Origin of the sequence: Paraburkholderia caffeinilytica, assembly GCF_003368325.1 — a bacterium.
In the GTDB taxonomy this organism is placed as follows: Bacteria; Pseudomonadota; Gammaproteobacteria; order Burkholderiales; family Burkholderiaceae; genus Paraburkholderia; species Paraburkholderia caffeinilytica.
Genome location: NZ_CP031467.1, coordinates 4,078,831 through 4,094,481, shown reverse-complemented (window position 1 = coordinate 4,094,481; position 15,651 = coordinate 4,078,831). Strand labels below are relative to the sequence as shown.

The 15,651-nt window shown below is 57.8% G+C and carries 13 protein-coding genes; 1 reads left to right on the top strand and 12 read right to left on the bottom strand.

Translation table 11 applies throughout. The features are described 5' to 3' along the window. Nucleotides 1-3: 3 nt before the first annotated feature. The 12 genes from DSC91_RS34580 to DSC91_RS34525 all read right to left on the bottom strand — a co-directional run bounded on the left by DSC91_RS34580 (nt 4) and on the right by DSC91_RS34525 (nt 14,340). On the bottom strand, nt 4-876 hold the full coding sequence (locus tag DSC91_RS34580) for a LysR family transcriptional regulator (RefSeq protein ID WP_115782958.1): 873 nt from the start codon (nt 874-876) through the stop codon (nt 4-6). A 247-nt stretch (nt 877-1,123) separates the two neighbouring features. Continuing rightward, entirely contained in the window at nt 1,124-2,275 is a 1,152-nt protein-coding gene (locus DSC91_RS34575) for a porin (protein ID WP_115782957.1), read from the bottom strand. A gap of 364 nt (nt 2,276-2,639) precedes the next feature. Then, nucleotides 2,640-3,305 carry a cysteine hydrolase family protein gene (locus tag DSC91_RS34570; RefSeq protein ID WP_115782956.1) on the bottom strand — a complete coding sequence of 222 codons (666 nt, stop codon included), beginning with the start codon at nt 3,303-3,305 and terminating at the stop codon, nt 2,640-2,642. 10 nt (nt 3,306-3,315) lie between these two features. Further along, complete coding sequence (locus DSC91_RS34565; RefSeq protein WP_208645751.1) at nt 3,316-4,602, bottom strand: hydantoinase/carbamoylase family amidase; 1,287 nt, start codon at nt 4,600-4,602, stop codon at nt 3,316-3,318. A 4-nt stretch (nt 4,603-4,606) separates the two neighbouring features. Then, complete coding sequence (locus tag DSC91_RS34560) at nt 4,607-5,533, bottom strand: nitrilase-related carbon-nitrogen hydrolase (RefSeq protein WP_115782955.1); 927 nt, start codon at nt 5,531-5,533, stop codon at nt 4,607-4,609. 95 nt (nt 5,534-5,628) lie between these two features. Then, entirely contained in the window at nt 5,629-7,728 is a 2,100-nt protein-coding gene (locus tag DSC91_RS34555) for an ABC transporter ATP-binding protein (RefSeq protein ID WP_115782954.1), read from the bottom strand. Between the two features lie 12 nt (nt 7,729-7,740). Beyond that, nucleotides 7,741-8,760, bottom strand: a complete 1,020-nt coding sequence (locus DSC91_RS34550) for an ABC transporter permease (protein WP_208645750.1) — start codon at nt 8,758-8,760, stop codon at nt 7,741-7,743. A gap of 10 nt (nt 8,761-8,770) precedes the next feature. After that, nucleotides 8,771-9,721: an ABC transporter permease gene (locus tag DSC91_RS34545; RefSeq protein ID WP_115782953.1), complete on the bottom strand. Its 951-nt coding sequence runs from the start codon at nt 9,719-9,721 to the stop codon at nt 8,771-8,773. 102 nt (nt 9,722-9,823) lie between these two features. Continuing rightward, the gene (locus DSC91_RS34540; protein ID WP_115782952.1) at nt 9,824-11,524 is read right to left on the bottom strand and encodes an ABC transporter substrate-binding protein; all 1,701 of its coding nucleotides are present in this window, start codon (nt 11,522-11,524) and stop codon (nt 9,824-9,826) included. A 140-nt stretch (nt 11,525-11,664) separates the two neighbouring features. Next, the gene (locus DSC91_RS34535; protein ID WP_115782951.1) at nt 11,665-12,012 is read right to left on the bottom strand and encodes a RidA family protein; all 348 of its coding nucleotides are present in this window, start codon (nt 12,010-12,012) and stop codon (nt 11,665-11,667) included. Between the two features lie 43 nt (nt 12,013-12,055). After that, a complete protein-coding gene (locus tag DSC91_RS34530) occupies nt 12,056-13,195 on the bottom strand; it encodes an NAD(P)/FAD-dependent oxidoreductase (RefSeq protein ID WP_115782950.1) in 1,140 nt (379 codons plus the stop codon). Beyond that, on the bottom strand, nt 13,192-14,340 hold the full coding sequence (locus DSC91_RS34525) for a trans-sulfuration enzyme family protein (RefSeq protein WP_115782949.1): 1,149 nt from the start codon (nt 14,338-14,340) through the stop codon (nt 13,192-13,194). Before DSC91_RS34525 ends, DSC91_RS34530 begins: the two co-directional genes overlap by 4 nt. A 271-nt stretch (nt 14,341-14,611) precedes the next feature. On the opposite strand from DSC91_RS34525, the gene DSC91_RS34520 reads away from it, so the two are divergent. Continuing rightward, nucleotides 14,612-15,397 (top strand): SDR family oxidoreductase, encoded by a 786-nt coding sequence (locus DSC91_RS34520; RefSeq protein WP_115782948.1) that lies wholly within the window; start codon nt 14,612-14,614, stop codon nt 15,395-15,397. Nucleotides 15,398-15,651: the final 254 nt, after the last annotated feature.

Below are 15,651 nucleotides of genomic sequence, written 5' to 3'. Positions count from 1 at the left end.
CGGTTAGTAAATCGAAGCGAGTTTGGGCAAATCGACTATCGTCGCCAGATGACGAAGCCCTGAAAGAGCGACTTCCAGGAGTTCCGGACTGCGGCTCCGCGACGGATAGACCAGGTAGATGGGCCGGCGGAAGACAGGGGCGTCGGGGACTTCGCTCAACCGTCCGTCGGCAAGAAGCGGCGCAACCAAACCCAAGGGAAGATAAGCGGCTCCCTTTAACGCAAGCACGTACTGCAGGCCAAGTGCGCCCAGTCCCACTGAAAGCGCTGGCGCAGGAGCGCCCGGAAATGCCTGACTGTAGCTGGCCCGGAAATCGTGTCCCCAATCTACAAAAACAAAGTGTTCATGCCATGACCCCGAAAGCTCCGGGTGCTGTACCAGCACCAGATTTTCTTGCAGCAGTTCTTCAATGACCAGCCCCGAGCGCCGCCGCGGCAAATACATGACCGCAGCGTCCAGAATCCCTGAAGAAAGATTTTCAGTCAGAACGTCCGAGTAGCCACCCTCTAGCTGAAGCGCGATTCCTGGGGCATGTTCTTTCATCCACAACACCCAGGCAACACTGAGCCGATCCTGGAGCGCAACGGGACCACCAAAACGGAAGATGCCCGAATACCCGGGCGGAAGTGCTACCTGCTGACGAGCCTGATCCCACGTCTGCACAATTTTTTCAGCGTAAGCGCGAAATTCCTGACCGGCAGGAGTGAGTTCAGCACCACTTCTGCCGCGACTAAACAGGAGACCGCCGAGCTCGTCCTCCAGGGACTGGATGCGACCCGAGACAGTGGACTGCATGACGTTTACGCGCGCCGCCGCCAAGCTGAAACTGCCGGTTTCGGCTACGTCGAGAAAACTGCGAACAGCATCGAGGTTCATATTAATCAATCGCCTTTTTGCATATTAAAACTCTTTTGAATCGGAATGTCAAATGGAACGGCAACGCTAGTGACGGAAGCTGCCGTACTTTCATTTCACTGAGCGTCACAGCGTACACGCACGATCCGAGCGAAGACTACGTCCCGCCTCCATGAACAAGAAACACCCCTTCTCGGCAAGCAACGTCCAAAAACCTGTCACGCCGCGCCGGCCGAAGAAAGCAACTTTGCCCCTCGCCCCTGGAAACTTAGAATTTGTGGCGAATTGCTGCGCGCACGACGAGTTGGTTTCCAGTGGAGGACACGCCGTCCGCGCCAGGCACGTAGGCGTAATCGAGCACAGTTCCTGTCCGGTCTCCACCCGCGTGCTGATATGCGCCTTGCAGGTAGACGTCGGTACGCTTGGACAGGTTATAGTCCGCCATCAATCCGACGGACTGGTAGTTTGGATGACGCTTTCCGCTTGAGGCATTAAAGCTGGTACGCGTGTAGACATACTGCCCACCAACAAAGAATGCCGGCGTGAACTGGTACTTTGCGTTGACTTCGAAGTTGTCAAACTTCAGCGACGAGAGGGTCGCGCCTGCGAGCGGGGTGATCGCACCAACATAGCCCGAGCTAAGCGGCTGAGAGACGTTCGTGTTCGTGTATGCGAAGCCGAGTGCTGCGCTACCGAACGTATAGTTGATACCCGCCCCGAATACCCGCAGCCGGCTCGCAAGGAAATTCTCATCCCCACCGTTATTGATCGCGCCGCCAGCATTCGACGACGGATTGTTCGCCTGCAGATAAGCTGCCGCCAGCAGCAGGCCACCATTCGCATACTGGGCGCCGAAGCTGTATTGGCGATTGTTCGCGAAGTTGGTGTCGTTGCTGAAGCTGTACGTGCCGCCGAACTGCAGCCCGGCAAAATCTGGGCTCGTATACTTGATCGTGTTGTTCACCCGGAACGTGTTGTCCGTGTTGTCGTTGTCGTACGGATGCGAAAACAGGTATCCCGCCCAATTTCCGTTGGCCGTTGTCTGTGCGAGATAGTCGACAAGGGAATCATATTGACGGCCTAGCGTAACAGCACCGAATCTGCTGTCTGAAACACCAACGTAAGCTTGCCGACCGAATTCGAGGCCGCCCTGCCCGAGCTTGCCGTTGGTGGCGTTAAAGCCATTTTCGAGCCGGAATACAGCCTTCAGGCCACCGCCAAGATCTTCCGAACCTCTTAAGCCCCATCGGCTACCTTGAGCGTAGCCACTCTTCAACTCGTATACATTGTGGCCACCTACGTTGCTCGTGTAGTTGAACCCTTCGTCAATCAGGCCATACAGCGTGACACTATTCTGCGCAAACACGGGAACCGAGATTGTCGTGAACAGTAAGGCAGTTGTTGAGATATGATTTTTCATTTAGCTATCCAAATTAATTGAGGTGTATTTTTTTAGAAAAATTTACTGATATGTACGACCGTCGAAAACCGGGCCGACAAACTTATCGAGTCAGGTCCCTCGTGGGGTCAGGCTGGAAGCCTCGGTTATGCGCAGTTGCCGGATCGCGGCAAAAACCATTCAATACGTCGAACCGGAAGGTGCACTCAGGACTCGGCCGGGAATTACACTGGCTTCCGGAAATACCCAATTGAACAGAAGCTGTATCGCCCAGGAAATAGCATCTACGCTCTCTCGGAAACGATAGGCTTTTGATTCTGTTGATTGAAACTTGCGGCCACCATGCTGAAACAGCCCCGAATCCTGAAGACACCTCAAACAGATCTCACAAGTCGCAGTAAAGCCGGTTCAATGAGGAGAGCGTGTAGGGAAACTCTATAGGCCTTGAACAGTGCCAGGAGTGATGAGGCTCGCCTCGTAAGGCTTTGACGGCCTCTTCGCTTCGTAGCACGCCGCCCCCATAAAGCCGGTTAGCCATATCCAGAATGCCAGCGCGGTGCATGGTCTCCGTAGCGCTACCACATGCATCTTTTACCAACCAGACGCGGTATCCCTTGTAGATAGCATCGAAAACGGTTGCCCTCACGCAACTGTCAGTCCAGACGCCGAGAGCGAAGATTTCCTTAACGCCAAGCGCGTTCAGGCGAGCGTGCAGTGCAGTATCCTGAAAAGCACTCGGCCAGCGCTTGCGGATTACAATCTCATCTCTTTCGGGGCTAACCTCGGAACAGATATCGGCACCGGCACTGCCCGCGACCGCGGACCTTAAGTTGTCTGCCAGTGCCTCATTGAGAAGCGAATAGTGACTGCGCTCGCTTTCCTCGACCCAGGCCTGAACATGAATGATGGGTACGGCGCCATGGCGTGCAGCAGCGATGATCGCCGCAGCATTAGCAAGAATATCTTCATAATCCGAAACAGGATAAGCACCCTCGCTGCGATATTCGTTCTGAAGATCGATGACCAGAATTGCTGACGTCTTTATATCCATTGTGGTGTTCTCAACGTTCGTCAAAGGACGTGACAAAATTCACGAGCAGGTGGATGGCCTGATCCAGATCCTCGGGTCGCATGCTTTCGTGAGGGTTGTGACTGCCATGCTCGTTGCGAACGAAAACCATCGCGCCCGGGATACCCGCGGCCGCGAAAGCGGCGGCATCGTGGCCTGCCCCACTTGGCATGCGATGGGGTTGCATCTGAAGCTGGGCAGCCGAGGCTTCGAGCCGCTGGATCACTCCGGCATCCATGCGCGCGGGCGACCATACGGACTTCTGTCCCATCTCGAACCGAACGTTACGCTTTGCAGCGATGTCTGCCTGAAGCGTATGTATTCGCTGGTGGAGATGATCAAGCACCGCCTGCTCTTCACTACGGACGTCGAGCGTAAAGCCCAACTCCCCCAAGACCCGGCTGCCCCCATGCTGAGTCCGATCCGATTCGACCCGTCCGAAAGTGATGGTCGCCTCCAGTCCGTCCCGCTCAAGCAAGTCCCACTCCGTCTCGAGGCCCTGAACCAGATCAGTGAAGCCCAGCACGCTATCGCGCCGCGAAAATCGGGGCTCGGCGCCGGAATGCGCGTAGGCGCCAAAACAGCGCGCGTCGACGTAACGAAACCCGCCTGCAATTGCCGATACGATAGCGATCGGCGCGTCGAGGGCTAGCAAACGCGGCCCTTGTTCGATATGTACTTCAACGAAAGCGGCGATATCTCTGGCATTGATCAGGGTAGTGCCCCGACGCACCGCTTCAGGATCGAACCCCGCCAGCTCCATGTGTTCGGCCAGCGTTTTCCCCGTGTCCGATCTTCGCGCTTGCAGCGCTGTCGGATGCAGCAAGCCAAGTGCGGCCTGACTGCCCGGATAGGACAGCGGAAACCATGCAGCTTCCTCGGCTCTGATTGCCATGACGACAAGGTCCCGCGAAGGCACTGCACCCTGCTCGACGAGATCGGCCATGACCGCAATGCCCGCGACAACGCCGGCGGCACCGTCGTAGTTTCCACCGTGCGGCACAGTATCCAGATGGGAGCCCATCACGATCCGTGGCAGGGATCGATTGCGGCCCGGCAACGTGAGGTAGAGGTTACCTGCTGCATCGACCTGCGCAATCGCGCCTAGCGCCTCGGCTTCCTGGCGCACCAGATCGTGCGCGTAATGTTCGCCAGCGCCATATGAAGCACGCGTCACGCCGGGCGGTGTCAAGGTTGCCTGCCTGAGTTGCGACAAAACCCGGCGTGCGAGGACTCCACCGCTGGTTGGCCGGGTCGGGACACTACCTGATGTCATCATGAGGTCACTCCAGGGGGCCTGCACGTTCGGATATCAGTGCGTATTCACTGGGGCGCCTATAGCGAGCGAAGTCGAAGTTGACACGTTGACAGGTGGCGATCAGGTCCAGGTCAGCACGATGGGTGATTACCTCATCACCTACTGAGCTCGCCAGTGACGCAATCTCGCCGCTCGGCGCGATGATGCACGAGCCGCCAAGCAACGCCTGCCCTTCCTCGAGGCCCGCTTTGGCCGAGGCTGCAATCCACACGGTATTCTGGTAAGCCCCTGCCTGCATCGGCAAATGATTGTGGAACATGCGCAGATGAGCTAGCGCCGGCGCTTCGTCAAGCAGCACAGGTGTGTTGTAACCAACAAGGACCACCTGCGCCCCGTTAAGGCAGAGCATTCGCCAGGTTTCCGGCCACCTGCGGTCGTTGCAAAGTGCGAGTCCAACCCGAACCCCGCGATACGCAAAAACCGGAAAGCCCAGGTTGCCCGGTTCGAAATAGCGCCTCTCCAGATGAACCGTCGTGCCTTCCTCCGGAGACTCAGAGCCAGGAATGTGCATCTTCCGATAACGGCCAATCAACTCGCCATCCTGGCCGACCAGCGCCATCGTGTTGAAGCGCCGCACACGGCCGCCCTCCTCCACGCTCTCCGAGTAACCGAGCGCGAAACCAGTTTTCAGCTTGCGTGCGGCATCGCATAGCAATTGAGTCTGCGGCCCCGGAAATTGCGATTCGTAATAGCCCGCGATTTCCGCATCATCGTTCAGATTCCAGCGCGGAAAGAACGTCGTCAGCGCCATCTCCGGAAAGACAGCCAGTTCGGCGCCGCGCGCCGCCGCCTGCTCCAGGAGGTGGATAAGCCGATCAACGGCTTCCACCCGGGATGTACTCCGTTGAACGGGGCCGGTCTGGCAGGCCGCCAGCGTCAGATATCGAGTCACGATGCGATCGTCTCCATCAGTTGTTCAGTTAGATGCGGGTGCGGCGCAGTGATGCGTGTTGGCATGGCAGGTAAACTCCGCGGCGACAGGCACGCTTAGTGACTTGGTTGTGGATCGACCGCGTGTTCACGCATGTTCAACAAGGCGCGATCGGGTGCGAGCGCCTCGTCAAAGGTGATGACGGGCTCCATTGCAAGCAACTGTTCGCGTGGCAGATGACAGGCAATCTGATGGCCGGATTCAAAATCCTGAGTGGGCGGCTCGATCCGATCACAGGTCCCGGCAATCATGTACGAACAGCGCGTCGAAAACGGACACCCCTGGGGCGGCTCGCTGGGCGACGGCATCTCGCCGTTTAGCGACACCTTGCGCTTTTTTGCGCGAAGGTCGGCGATCGGCACCGAGGCGAGAAGCGCTTCGGTGTACGGGTGATAGGGCGGCGAAAAGACATCATTGGTGCTCCCCTGTTCCATCACCTTCCCGAGATACATCACCACGACTCGATCAGCCAAATATCGCACCACGGAAAGATCGTGACTGATGAAGAGAATCGTGGTGCCCTGTTGCCGCTGGATATCCATCAGAAGCTCGGTCACCGCTGCCTGCACCGATACATCGAGAGCCGAGACTGGTTCGTCAGCGACGACCACGGATGGATTTCCCGCAAACGCGCGGGCAATGCCGATACGCTGCTTCTGCCCACCCGAGAGCTGGCGTGGCAATCGTTCGGCGAATTCCCGGGGCAGTTTGACGATATCCAGCAGTTCAAGAACCCGTTGCCGAACCTTCGCTTCGTCCTTCTCGACGCCAAATTTTCGGATCACGCGGGCGATCTGAAACCCTACGGTGTGACTTGGGTTGAGAGTGTCGAACGGATTCTGGAAGATCATCTGCAGCTTTCTGACCGTATCGCTCTTGCGGCGAGTGACGGGCAGGTTGCCGAGTTCCATCTGCCCCAGCTTGACGGAACCTGACGTTGCGCGTTCAAGTCCCATTGCGATGCGGGCAAAGGTTGATTTTCCGCAGCCCGATTCGCCGACTATGGCGACCGTTTCCGAATGACGGGCATCGAAGCTCAGGCCCTGGTTTGCGCGAATATTTCCGTATCGCTTGTTCAGATCATTGACCTGCAGGACAACCTCTCCGAGCGGCGCCCGGTTTCGCTCCGCACCCGCAGACGTCATGTCGTTCCAGCCGATTTCGTTCACCCTGATACACCGGGAGGCATGATGATTGACGATGGGAACCATGGGAACAGGCGCCGCATCGCACTGTCCGGAGACGAAGAAATCGCAGCGCGGTCCAAAATTGCAGCCGGGCGGCCGGTCATGAGGCGCGGGTAATTGCCCGCGTATCGGGACAAGCGGCCGGCTGTTCTTGTCCGCACCGGGAACCGGGATGGAGGAAAACAGGCCCTTTGTATAAGGATGCCGCGTGCCGTCGAACACAGTTTGAACCGGACCGACCTCCACAGCCTCACCCGAATACATCACTGTCATACGTTCGCAGGTATCCAGTACCAGTCCCAGATTGTGCGAGATATACAGCATTGACATGCCGAACTGGGCCGAAAGATCCCGGATCAGGTCGACGATACCGGCTTCCACGGTCACATCCAGCGCCGTCGTGGGTTCGTCGAGCAGCAGCAGCTTTGGACTGGAAAGCAATGCCATCGCAATGACAATACGTTGCTGCTGGCCTCCTGAAAGCTGATGCGGGTACGAGCTCATGATGCGCGAGCAGTCCGCAAGACGCACCCGCTCGAGCATCGCATGCGCCCTTGACCACGCTTCGGCACGTCCGACACCGTCGTGAAATACGGGGACTTCTGCAAGCTGCTCCCCCACTACCATCGAAGGATTGAGAGAGGCCATCGGCTCCTGATAGATCATAGCGATCTGGGCGCCGCGAATCCGTCGCAATTCAGCCGCACTCATGGTCAGCAGGTCGCGCCCGTTGAACAGGATCTGACCTCCGACCACACGCCCGTTCTTGCCGAGATAGCGCATGATGGCAAGCGCTATGGTCGACTTGCCGCAACCGGATTCGCCCACGAGCCCATGCGCCTCGCCTGGCATCAAGCGAAGGTTGAAATCAATCACCGCGGGAACTTCGCCCGCCCTGGTCATGTAGGAGATTGATACGTTCCTGCATTCGAGAACGGGTACGGCGCCTGAGGCATATGTCGTGTCCATCGAAGTCTCCTGTCAGTCGCGCAAACTCATTTCGCGCAGGCCGTCGGCCATCAGGTTGAAACCCAGTATCAGACTGCTGACGGAAAGTGCCGGAACAACCAGCATGTAGGAGTATTTCCACAGAAGTGCTGCGGTCGAGGCTTCCTTGATCATCAGTCCCCAGTCAGGGTCCGGTGGCTGGAGGCCAAGGCCAAGGAAGGTAAGCGTGGTGATCGCGACGGTGGTGTAGCCAAGCCGCAGACACGCGTCGACAATGACTGGCCCCCGTACATTGGGAAGCAGTTCAATAATCATGATCCATACCGCGTGTTCGCCACGCGTTTGCGCGGCCTGGATGTAGTCACGTGTCCTCGCATCGAGCGCGAGACCTCTAACAATGCGCATGATCGCCGGCGCGGAGGAACAGGTGACCGCGATGATGATGTTAAAGCCGCTTTGGCCGAGGTAGTTCAATACCAGAATGAAAAGTACGATGACCGGAAAAGATAGCAACACGTTTCCGATGAATGAAACAATTTCATCCCACCAGCCGCCGACGTAACCTGCAACCAGGCCAAACGCAGCACCGACGACGTAAGCGACCGAAGTAGCTGTGATGCCCCAGACGATGACGCGCTGACACCCCCACAACGTCCTCGAGAGAACATCGCGGCCGCGCATGTCGGCACCAAGCAGGAAGGTGACGCCGTGCCTCATCGCTCCCGGTGGGGCATAAGGCGCAACAGGTTTGTTAGGATCGAGGAGTGGCAGATAGGGGACTGCTACTGCGATCAGTATCCAGAACAGAACGAGAGTGACGCCTATGATGGCAATAGTGGATTGCCGCCACGCCCGCACGGCCATGAAATAAAGCAGCAAAACGGCCGGGATCGCGGGCAGCAGGACATAGTTTTCGAGGGTGCCGAGCTGTCTTGGGAACATCACGTAAGCGCATAGCGCCACCCAGATCAGGACGACCAGCAGCGCAACGGTCCAGACGCTCGAAATCTGTAGAGAGCGGCGCACGGTGCGAAATACCGCAAGTTGAGTCACGGCGAGTCTCCTATTGGAACCGTACGCGCGGATTGAGAAGGACGTAGGCGACGTCGGAAAGCAGTTGCGACGTAACTGCAACCGCCACGGCGACCAGGGTTGCGGCCTGCAGCACGGCGATATCACCGAACACCGATGCGTCATAAAGCATCCGTCCGAAGCCGTCATACTGAAAGAAGACCTCCACGACGACGACTTGCGACAGAAGCCAGTTCAACTGGAGAAAAATGAGGGTGAAGGGAACAATCAGTGCGTTGCGCAGCGCATGCTTGAGAATGACGCGCCGGTAAGGCATACCTTTGAGTGTGGCGGTCCGGATATAGTGAGAGCCCATGACGTCCGCCATGGAAGCCCGTGTCATGCGGACCACGTAACCAATGTCGTAAAGCAGCAGCGTGAGCAGCGGCAGCAGCAGTTCACGAAATGACCAACCGTCAACCATGGCGGACTTTGTTGGAACCCATTTGAGTCCGAGACTGAGCACCACGGTCAGCAGCACGGCCGTGGCGATCTGTGGAATGGACGTGGTGAAGACCGCCAGCGTAGAAACGATGCGGTCAAGCAGTCCTCCCTCGTTCATCCCGGCAAGCACGCCAAACGTGAGAGAAATCGGCACCATGAAAAGAAACACGAAGAAAGCAAGTGCAGCCGTATGTGACAACCGGCTGCCGAGCAGGACCGAGACGTCTTCGTTTTTTTCAATCGAGTGCCCAAGGTTTCCTTCGAAGACGTTACCGACCCACTGCGCGTACAGCTTGGGGAACGGCTCGTTCAGACCTTTCTTTTCCAGCCAGGCTTTATAGTCGCCGTCGGAAAGCGTGGCCACTCCGAATCCACCAAGCTCCGACACAGCCACCCTCTTCCTGAACTGATCCGTACTGAAGATGGCAAACAGCAGTAAGGACACGGTTGCCATGATTAGAAGCATCTGCATCAGCCGGCGAAAAATGAGTTTTTGCATGTAACACCACCCTGTGCTCACAAAGGACCGACGCAACAATAGAAGTCACGGCAACCGGGCAGCTCGTTCTTCCGAGGAGCTGCGTCTTGCACTACGCTGCCGTTAGCCAATCCATACTTTCGTCAGCTGTAACTGGCGCGACGGATGAGGTTTATAGCCGCGCACTTTGGAGGACGCCAGGTTATAGACGGGCCGCCATACTGGCTGAACCATGACAGCTGCGTCCCGCAATATGCGTTCGACCTTTTCCATCTTCGCCTTGCGTTGCCGCACATCGAGCGTTGCTTCGGCATCCGAAAGCGCTTCATCAAAGTGCGGATCGGAGAAATGGGTTTCATTCCACGGCACGCCTGTGCGGTACGCCTGCGTCAATGCCATGGTGCCAAGTGGTCGGTGGGCCCAGGACGTAGCGCCGAAGGGCGTCTTGTTCCAGACGTCCCAGTATTTCGTCTTAGGCATCACATTGACCGAGAGTTTGATACCAGCCTCGCTCAGCTGGTCGCGTAACGCTTCGCAGACCGCCTGCTCCCATGACCCATCGGTGTTGCCTACGTCGATCGTGAGAGACAGACCGTTTGGATAGCCGGCTTCTTTCAGAAGCTGCCTCGCGCCTTTGACGTCTCTCGGCGCGCCAGCCAGCGGGAAGTAATCCGGGTGCACGGGTGCGACGTGATAGTTCTCGGCGACGCGCCCGCCCGCGGGAAACACCAAAGCCTGGGTGGCCGCATTGTCAGCTGCCATCACGATTGCCTTGCGCACGCGGATATCATTGAAAGGTTTGACGTCGACCTGCATCCGGCAGCACAGGGTCTGTGCTGACACTACTGAATTGATCTGCGCACCGTCGATCGAATGAGCCAGGTCGAGCTGATCTGCGGTTAGCTCATAAGTGGCGTCCACCGTTCCCGATGCGAGAGCTGCCGTCTGGTTCTCCTGGTCAAAGTTGTAGAAGTGAATCTCGTCAAGATAAACCTTTCCGCCCCAATATTGGAAATCCTTGCCATTGCTCATTTTCGTGACGCGCTTGAGAATGCACCGTTCGCCCACCTTCAACTCGACCAAGGTATAGGGTCCCGTACCAATCGGTGCGGCGGAGAATGGCGGCTTGAACGACGGGTGCACGATTAGAGTCGGATATTCGGCGCAATCCTCCGCAACCGACAGCACCGGCCTCGACAGGTTAAGCCGCAAAGTATGCGAATCGATGATCTGGACGCCATTTTGTGCAGGAACACGAACTGGCTTTCCCTTGACGTCCTTCTCCCCGGTATCTTGCGCCAGTGCGGCAAAGGTGGACAGTCCGAGATTGGACGAGCCTAGCGACGAGTTGGTCCAGCGCCGGATATTCCAGGCGATATGGTCGGCGGTCAACTCTTCGCCGTTGTGCCACATCACACCCTTTCGCACATGCAGTGTCCACGTCTTGAGATCGACCGACGGCTCCCAGGATTCGATCAGCATGGGCCGCACAATGTTGTCTGGGCCGACAAGCATCATGTGCTCGATGATCGGACGCGACTGGTTGGACATTTCGTTCCAGCTATAGGTCGCGGGATCCGTCATGCTCGCAACGGACTGCGCAATGCGAAGCTTGCCGCCCGTCCTGGCCTGCGGATCGTCCGGGGGAAACGGCGTGGCGTCCTTCCCCGCAGCAAATGCCGGCAGCCCCGCCATTTTGCAGGCGAGGCCGGCAGTGACGCCCAGCAGGGCCGCGAGCCGGATGAACTCTCTGCGGTCCGTCTTCCCGTTTTTCCGTTGGTCCAGTAAATTCGATAACAACGGATGGTCTTTACGCTCAGTCATCTGGAACCTCTGTTTGTGTTGTTGCCTGCATGGTGCTGGTAACGAACTGTGGGCAGCCCAGGCAAATGCGATTTCGTTCTCACGGCCAACGCGGTTGACGTGCCGTTCGGGACGCCCGCCGTGCGTCTGAAGCGTCAGACTCAGACCGCCGCGGTCACCATAATTTCCACCCGATAGCTGTCACCAGCCAGGCGGCCCTCGACCGTGGCGCGCACAGGCATGGCCGACAGATCGATCCAGTTGTCCCACACGCTGTTCATAAGTTCGAAGTCGGCGATATCTCGCAGCCAGATCACGGCGCTGAGCAGTTTGGACTTGTCCGATCCTGCCATTTCCAGGTAGTGGTCGATCTTTGCCAAGGTGAGTCGCGTCTGCTCCACGACATCTCCGGACGTATCGCCCGCCGTCATGCCGGACAAATAGACGGTTCCGTTGTGGCTGAGGGCACGGCAATAGCGTTGGCCATTTTCGAAGCGTTGAATAGTCATGGTGTTTCGTCCTGTTTGTTGATGCCAAAAATAACGAGAGGGGCTAACGCAGGCGCACCGGCAGAAGATCAGCCTCGGTGATTCCAAGCTGCAACAGGTCCTCGGGAAGACCTTCCTGCCTCACGAGCGCAGCACAGATACGAGATAACGCAGGTGATGTCTTGATGCCGTAGCCGCCTTGCCCGACCAGCCAGAAGAAGCCTTCAGCCGTAGCATCGGGTCCGACAACGGGCGACGAGTCTGGCGCGAAGGTCCTGAGGCCCGCCCACGAATGCGAAACCCGGTGCACCGTCAGCGTGGTCGCCTGCTCGAGGCGCTCGACTCCTACGGCGACATCCATATCGTCCGGGTAAGCATCCATTGCTACGGAAGGGGTTGCATCCGAAGGAGAGACAAAAAGCTGACCGGCGTCGGGTTTGAAATAAAATTCATCTCCGGCATCGTTGATCAACGGCCAGCCGGACATGTCGATGTCTTTGGGAACCGGGATGTTGAACGCGGTGCGGCGTTTCGGCATCAGACCAAGGGGAGCGACACCCGCCATCGCCGCTATCTCGTCACCCCATGCGCCCGCCGCGTTGACGATGACCGGCGCGCAGAAATCGCCCGCTCCAGTTTTGACCGACCACTGGCCATTCATGCGCTCAATAGAACTCACACGGGCATCGGTGACCACTTGAGCGCCACGTTGGCGCGCAGCCTTCAGGAAACCATGATGAAGGCCGTGCACGTCGACTTCCATGGAGTCGGGTTCAAAAAAAGCGCCTGCAACGTAATCGGCGCGCAAAATTGGCACGCGCGTAATGGCTTCAGACGGCGTCATCGCCCTGATCGCCGGGACCAGCGCACGCGCCCGCTCAAGTTCTCTTTCGAGCATGCCCAACTGGTCACCGCGTGCAACCGTGATCATGCCGCGCGGCATGAGGATCGGATGATCGCAAAACCCGGCGGGCGGATCGGACAGGAACGAACGGCTGCCGATGGCGAGTCGCCGAACGATCGCATTCCCATAGTTCTCGGTAAAACTGGCAGCCGAGCGCCCGGTCGAATGATATCCACACTGGCTCTCGCCCTCCAGGACGATCACCGACGCAAAGGCCGCGATTTCATAGGCGGCGCCTGCACCGGCAATTCCACCGCCGATGATGAGTACGTCGACATGAGTAGACTTTGACTGGTTCATGCTGAAAGCGCCTGGGAAAGATCGGCGATGAGATCCTTTACAGCCTCGGTACCGACCGATAAACGAAGAAGATCGGGTGGCGTTCGGCTTTCAGGCCCCTCCATTCCCCGGCGAATCTCTATGACTGTCTCAAGTCCTCCGAAGGAAATAGCCTGACGAATAACTTTTGTTGATGCTGCCAGTCGACGCGAGACCTCTTCTCCGCCTTTGACACGGAAGGACAACATTCCTCCAAACCCGCCCTGCATCTGTTTGCGGGACAGCACGTGGCCAGGATGCGAAGCGAGCCCGGGATAGAGAACTTCGACGACCCTTTCGTGTTCCTGCAGAAAACACGCAATCTCGAATGCATTCCGGCAAATGGCGTTCATTCGCAGTTCGAGTGTGCGCATGCCACGCAGCAGAAGCCACGCTTCGAATGGCCCCAGAACAGCGCCGTAGTCATTGCGGATGTCGGCGAGTCGCTGCAGAAGCTCGGCTCTTCGCGGTCCAACGATCAGCGCTCCCGCCACCACGTCGGCGTGGCCATTTAAGTACTTGCTGCCTGAATGAAGCACGACATCAACCCCGTGTTCGAGTGGCCTCGTCAGAATCGGCGTTGAGACGGTGTTGTCGGCGACCACCAACGCGCCGCACTCGTGAGCCAGTTCAGTGATGGCGCGGATATCGGAGACATGCCAAAGCGGATTGGCCGGGGTCTCTATCCAGACAATCTGTGCAGGACGCGCCTCAAGAATCGCCCTCAACCCATGGACGTCTTCATAGTCAGCCTCGGATATGTCGATGCCCCAGCGGCGCCCGTGAGAGAAAAGCCAATTCCGCAGCCCCGAGTAAAGCCGCGTCGACACCACCACATGCGCACCGGGCGAAAGCATGGACATCACCGCAGTTGCCGCTGCCATGCCCGATGAAAACAGAAGGCACCCCTCCCCGCCTTCCAGCGTTGCCAACAGCACCTCAGCCTGTAGAAAGGTGGGATTGTCGTCCCGCCTGTAGGTGCGGCTGGCGCGGTGAAGATCGGCCGGATCGCGCAGGAATGAAGTCGCGGGGTGGATGGATGGCCCGAGGCTATCCGATTGTTTATCAACCCAACCTAAGGCTTGGGCCAGAAGGGTTTGCCTTGCGACTGACGCGTTCAGCGACATTGTTTCCACTCCAAGTGTGCGTGCCGTTACCAACAAAGGTAAATTTGCAAAATGCATTTGTCAACACTATGCTATCGATTATTCGAATTTAACCGACATGGTGCGACGGATGGCGAAGTCGGGCACTTTTGCGTACCTCTGACGCGTTTTTGACGAGGCGAATGGCACGGGCCGCCGGCAACAACGGCGCGGTGAGCGGCAAGGCAGATCAGCGTGACCGTGAGGCCCCCACGCTGGTAACTTTCATCATACAAATCAACACGGACATGCAATGAAGCTAGGGATAGAAGGCAAGACCGCACTTGTTCTCGGCGGCGGCGGCGGACTCGGAAGTGCGATTGCAGTCTCACTTGCACGTGAAGGCGTCAATGTTGCGGTTGCAGACATTGATGCAGTGGCGCTGCAAAAGACTGCTGAAGCAGTAAAGGAAGCCGGTGGGCGAGCGCTTTCGTTGATATGGGACCTGGCCGATCTGACGTTGGTCGAGCCGCGACTTGCCGCGATCGAAGAACACTTCGGCTCAGTGGACATACTTGTGAACAATACGGGCGGCCCCCCACCCACGCCCGCGTCGGGACAGTCCCCTGAGACGTGGCAGAAGGCATTCCAGTCCATGGTCCTGTCAGTGATCTCGATTACTGACAGGGTGTTGCCGGGAATGCGCGCAAAAGGATGGGGACGAGTGATCACGAGCGCATCGTCGGGCGTGCTCGCGCCTATCCCCAACCTCGGGATTTCGAACGCGTTAAGAATGTCGCTCGTTGGTTGGTCCAAGACGCTATCGCGCGAAGTTGCGCGCGATGGGATCACCACCAATATCATCGTTCCGGGCCGTATTGCCACGGACCGCATCCGGTTCCTTGACAACGCGAAGGCTCAACGCGAACAGCGGAGCGTCGAGTCAGTGTCGGAGGAAAGCACGTCCTCCATTCCACTGGGACGTTACGGCGAGCCTCAGGAATATGCGGATGTTGTTACATTCCTTGCGAGCGAGCGGGCAAGCTATATGACTGGCTCGACGTTCCGTGTGGACGGTGGCTTGATTGCAAGCTGCTGAGGTGCCAGACATCGCCCACTCGTTCAGCGGCCGTACATTAGCCGTCAAGCGGGTGACTAAAAATAAAGACAAGAACACCCCCGTGTCGACAAGGTCATCTGGAAAACACCGGGGGCAAAGACCAACGCGATTGCGTCGTTGAAGAGACGAGGTTATTCGGTTCGTCCGTTTTGCATCAATAAGGATACCGAATCGTCAACGATAGCAGGGAGGCCGGGACGCGCCCTCGGTTGGCCACGACGTACGGCAGCGCC

What these genes read in the sequence shown, in the direction of transcription:
- DSC91_RS34580 (WP_115782958.1), bottom strand. Translation starts at nt 876, where the DNA reads ATGAACCTCGATGCTGTTCGCAGTTTTCTCGACGTAGCCGAAACCGGC.
- DSC91_RS34575 (WP_115782957.1), bottom strand. Translation starts at nt 2,275, where the DNA reads ATGAAAAATCATATCTCAACAACTGCCTTACTGTTCACGACAATCTCG.
- DSC91_RS34570 (WP_115782956.1), bottom strand. Translation starts at nt 3,305, where the DNA reads ATGGATATAAAGACGTCAGCAATTCTGGTCATCGATCTTCAGAACGAA.
- DSC91_RS34565 (WP_208645751.1), bottom strand. Translation starts at nt 4,602, where the DNA reads ATGATGACATCAGGTAGTGTCCCGACCCGGCCAACCAGCGGTGGAGTC.
- DSC91_RS34555 (WP_115782954.1), bottom strand. Translation starts at nt 7,728, where the DNA reads ATGGACACGACATATGCCTCAGGCGCCGTACCCGTTCTCGAATGCAGG.
- DSC91_RS34545 (WP_115782953.1), bottom strand. Translation starts at nt 9,721, where the DNA reads ATGCAAAAACTCATTTTTCGCCGGCTGATGCAGATGCTTCTAATCATG.
- DSC91_RS34540 (WP_115782952.1), bottom strand. Translation starts at nt 11,524, where the DNA reads ATGACTGAGCGTAAAGACCATCCGTTGTTATCGAATTTACTGGACCAA.
- DSC91_RS34535 (WP_115782951.1), bottom strand. Translation starts at nt 12,012, where the DNA reads ATGACTATTCAACGCTTCGAAAATGGCCAACGCTATTGCCGTGCCCTC.
- DSC91_RS34530 (WP_115782950.1), bottom strand. Translation starts at nt 13,195, where the DNA reads ATGAACCAGTCAAAGTCTACTCATGTCGACGTACTCATCATCGGCGGT.
- DSC91_RS34525 (WP_115782949.1), bottom strand. Translation starts at nt 14,340, where the DNA reads ATGTCGCTGAACGCGTCAGTCGCAAGGCAAACCCTTCTGGCCCAAGCC.
- DSC91_RS34520 (WP_115782948.1), top strand. Translation starts at nt 14,612, where the DNA reads ATGAAGCTAGGGATAGAAGGCAAGACCGCACTTGTTCTCGGCGGCGGC.